This is a genomic window from Streptomyces sp. YS-3, assembly GCF_045257485.1.
Lineage (GTDB): Bacteria > Actinomycetota > Actinomycetes > Streptomycetales > Streptomycetaceae > Streptomyces.
In genome coordinates this window covers 1-3,620 of the sequence record NZ_JBJHPC010000674.1, presented here as the reverse complement: position 1 = coordinate 3,620, position 3,620 = coordinate 1, and the positions used below count along the sequence as shown (strand labels likewise).

3 protein-coding genes are annotated in these 3,620 nt (G+C 71.9%); 1 reads left to right on the top strand and 2 read right to left on the bottom strand.

Features of this window, described 5'->3' with window-relative positions; translation table 11 throughout:
* Positions 1–16: 16 nt before the first annotated feature.
* Complete coding sequence (locus tag ACJA3G_RS33030) at positions 17–1,261, bottom strand: Glu/Leu/Phe/Val dehydrogenase dimerization domain-containing protein (protein WP_406556715.1); 1,245 nt, start codon at positions 1,259–1,261, stop codon at positions 17–19.
* Positions 1,262–1,469: 208 nt separating this feature from the next.
* Here ACJA3G_RS33030 and ACJA3G_RS33025 point away from each other — a divergent pair, with 208 nt between their 5' ends.
* Positions 1,470–1,904: a MarR family winged helix-turn-helix transcriptional regulator gene (locus tag ACJA3G_RS33025; protein WP_406556714.1), complete on the top strand. Its 435-nt coding sequence runs from the start codon at positions 1,470–1,472 to the stop codon at positions 1,902–1,904.
* A 361-nt stretch (positions 1,905–2,265) separates the two neighbouring features.
* Here the strand turns inward: ACJA3G_RS33025 and ACJA3G_RS33020 are convergent, their stop codons facing one another.
* The gene (locus ACJA3G_RS33020) at positions 2,266–3,441 is read right to left on the bottom strand and encodes a nitric oxide synthase oxygenase (RefSeq protein ID WP_406556716.1); all 1,176 of its coding nucleotides are present in this window, start codon (positions 3,439–3,441) and stop codon (positions 2,266–2,268) included.
* Between the last annotated feature and the right edge of the window lie 179 nt (positions 3,442–3,620).

Below are 3,620 nucleotides of genomic sequence, written 5' to 3'. Positions count from 1 at the left end.
GGCGAGGGTGCGGTGGTCATGACGGTCGCCTCTCGGACTTCTGCGGGGTACGGACGGAACGCCCCCGGCTGCCCCGGGGCGCGGAGCGGACCGGGCGGTACGGACTTGCGCCATACGGCTTCTCGCCGGGCGAGACGATCGCCGACGCGGCGATTCCGGCCGCCACCTGGCGGGGACTCACCCGCCGGTCGCGCGCTCCGCAGAGGATGTCCCCGACGAGCTCGCGCATCATCGCCCCGATGGTGTCGAGCACCTCGGGCGCCGTCGGTGTGACGGCGGGTCCGAAGAGCGCCTCCATCGACGCCGAGCCGCCGATCCCGCCGATGAAGTCGGGGACGACCACGACCCCGCGGTCCAGGAGCAGCCGCTCGGCGGTGGCGCTCAGCCCGCAGTTGGCGCCCACGGCGACGATCGGCACCGGCAGCACCGCCGCGCGCTCGGCCGTGACCGCGTCCTCGCCGCCCGCGAGGACCAGGACGTCGGCGGGCAGCTCGAACAGGGCCTCGCGGGGCAGCCGCATCGGCTCGGCCAGCAGGCTCTGGACCGGACGGCGCTGGTCGAGCGTGAGCATCCGCGCGATGTCCAGGCCGCGCGGGTCGACCGCGCAGCCGTACTCGTCGGCGACGACCGTGATGCGTACGCCCGCCTCCAGCAGGGCGAGCGCGGCGGCCCGCCCGAGGTTGCCGAAGCCCTGCAGGGCGACGCTGACCCGGCTGTCGCGGCGGCCGGTGTGGGCGGTCGCGGCGAGCGCGGAGTGGGCGAGGGCCTGGCCCGCCCGGCGCTGGCCGAGGGTGAGCAGGCCGACCCGGGTGTCGAGCAGGCCCATCCGGGCGCGGAACTCGCTGTCGGTGATCCGTTGCGCCCGCCGGACGGCGATCTTGGCGGAGCCGATGCCGAGCGCGCCGGCCATCCGGTCGAGCTCCTCGAACCGGGTGCCCATGTCGCACCCCATACTGAAGCGTGTGGTCAGCTCGTCGGCCAGGAAGGCGACGAAGCGGCGCAGCACCTCCGCGCGGTGCGGGCCGTGCGGGTCGTAGGCGATACCGCACTTGGCACCGCCGACGTTGACCCCGAGCACGCGCTGCTTGAGCGTCATGCGCCCCGCGAGGGTCTGGAGGGTTTCGGCGGTGAGCCCCGCCTGCATACGGCACCCGCCCGCCGCGAGGCGGCAGTCCGTGGCGTCGTACGCCAGGTAGCCGGGGCAGAGCTCGACCGGATCCACATACTCGATGACGCTGACCATGGTTCCCCCGTAGGTCATGAAGATCGCGGCTCAGGGCGCGCGAATTGAGCAAGATAGATTGTCTGCTACAGTGACAATCAGGTGCTCTGTCAGATCGGGAGCATGGCCGACCGGTGACTGGGGAGTCAAGGGGCCCGTTGCGCGGCCCTCATGATGGACCGTCACCACTGGAGGGTGAACCGAAAAAGTGGTGGCGAAGAGGGAACCGAACAGTGGGACACAGCCGTTGTTCCCTGGGTTGCAGGGCTGGCACGGCTTCCTTCTCCGCAAGGCCGGTCAGCGTTTCACCGAGCAGGCCGAGCAGGCTCTGGGTCATCTGGACATCACGCTGCGTCAGTTCGGCGTGCTGAACGTGGTGGACTCCGAGCCCGGGATCAACCAGCGGATGGTCGGGCAGACCCTGCGTATCGACCGCACCACGATCGTCGGGCTCGTCGACGACCTGGAGCGCAAGGACCTCCTGGAGCGCCGGCGCGGCGCCGACCGCAGGACCTTCGCGCTCTATCTGACCGACCGCGGCACCGTGTGCTTGCGGGATGCCGGGGATCTGATGGTCAAGGTCCACGAATCGTTCCTGCAGCCCCTGTCGACGGCGGAGCGCGATGTGCTGCGTGAGCTACTGCAACGGCTCGCGGTCGCGGACGACTCGGCGGCCCTGTAGCGGCTGCGGCTCTGCGGATCTTCGCGATTCCCGTGCTTCCAGGCTGACTTGACCGTTCATCAGACCATTGCGGTGCGTCACTCTTGCGCATCATGTGCAAGTACGCCAGTCTGGCAATGGTCTTCTCGTCATGCCGTCCGGCCTACGGACCGCACGTCCGGCGCCCGCGCACGGCGCCCGGAGCGGACCCGCCCCCTGAGGGGCCCGGCGCGGTCGCCCACATCAAGGGGTTCGGGCCGACGGCCGGACGGCACCGGCAGACGGAAGTACCAGAGCATCTCAGTTTCCCGGGGGAGGCAGTGGTACGCCCGCGGCCCCGCCGCCCCCTACGCACGCCCCTCGCGGATGGCCGGAACGCCCGTCACGACATGCGCCGAATCGATTCGCCGCGGGCCCGGGCAGCCGCCTCGGGATGATGCGCGAAACCCGGCCGCAGCTCCGCCGTGTCGTAGGTGCGGTGGAAGACCTCGGTGGTCGCGCCGGACATCGGGGGGACGATCCAGGACCAGTCGGCGGGCACCGGCCGCCCCTTGTGCTCCTCGCGCTCCAGATGGCGTACGAAGCGCCGGGACTCGGTGTGGTGGTCGGCCATGGTCACCCCGGCCCGGTCGAAGGAGTGCAGCACGGCCCGGTTGAGCTCGACCAGGGCGCGGTCCTTCCACAGTGAGCGGTCGTCGGCGGTGTCCAGACCGAGCCGTTCGGCCACCCGCGGCAGCAGGTCGTAGCGGTCGGTGTCGGCGAGGTTGCGGGCGCCGATCTCCGTCCCCATGTACCAGCCGTTGAACGGCGCCGCCGGATAGTGGATGCCGCCGATCTCCAGACACATCCCCGAGATCGCCGGTACGGCGTGCCAGCGCAGCCCCCACGCACGGCCCCAGTCGTCCTCGGGGTGGTCGAGGGGCACTTCGAGGACCGCGTCGGCGGGCAGTTCGAAGGTGCGGGGCTTGTCGTCGACGCCCTCGACGACCAGCGGCAGTACGTCGAAGGCGGTGCGCGGGCCGCCCGGCCAGCCGAGCCGCAGCGCCAGCTCCGTGAGCCCGGTGTTGCGCGGGTCGCCCAGGACGCGGCCGTCGGCGGCGCGGTAGCCCGCGTACCGGATGAGCTGCTCGTTCCAGATGCGCGGCGCCGGACGGCCGGGCGCCTCGGGGGCGAACACCGTGATCAGGGGCCGGATGCGACCGCCGTTGGTGGCCTGGCGCAGATGTTCGGCGCAGGCCTCGGCGATGGGCTCGGCGTCGGTGAGGTGGCGCAGGTCGCGCACCCGCAGCGAACGCCAGTAGAGGCGGCCTATGCAGCGGTTGCTGTTGCGCCAGGCCACCCGGGCGCCGAACTCCAGCTCCTCGGCGGTGTGCCGGTAGGTCGCGGTGGCCCGTATCTCGTCACGTATCTGGGCGAGTCGGCGCTCCGGCCCGCCGGGCGCGGGCTCCTCCGCGTGGTGCAGCCGGACGAACTCGGCGGCCTCCTCCCATAGCGTCGCCCCGGCCGGGCTCGGGCCGCCGCTCGCGGGGCGCCTCGGCCTGGCGAGGAATTTCCGTATCACGCGCACCTCCGGGCCCAACGACGGTCGGTGGGCCGATGATGCCCGCGATCCGGCGACGGCGGATGGCCGTTGCGGAGCAGTGATGGGCAATGGCGTGTTCGGATCGTGCGATGACCGTTTTCGATCGGGTGGAGGGTCATGTGCGGGGGCCGGGGGCACCCCCGTGACCCCCGGCC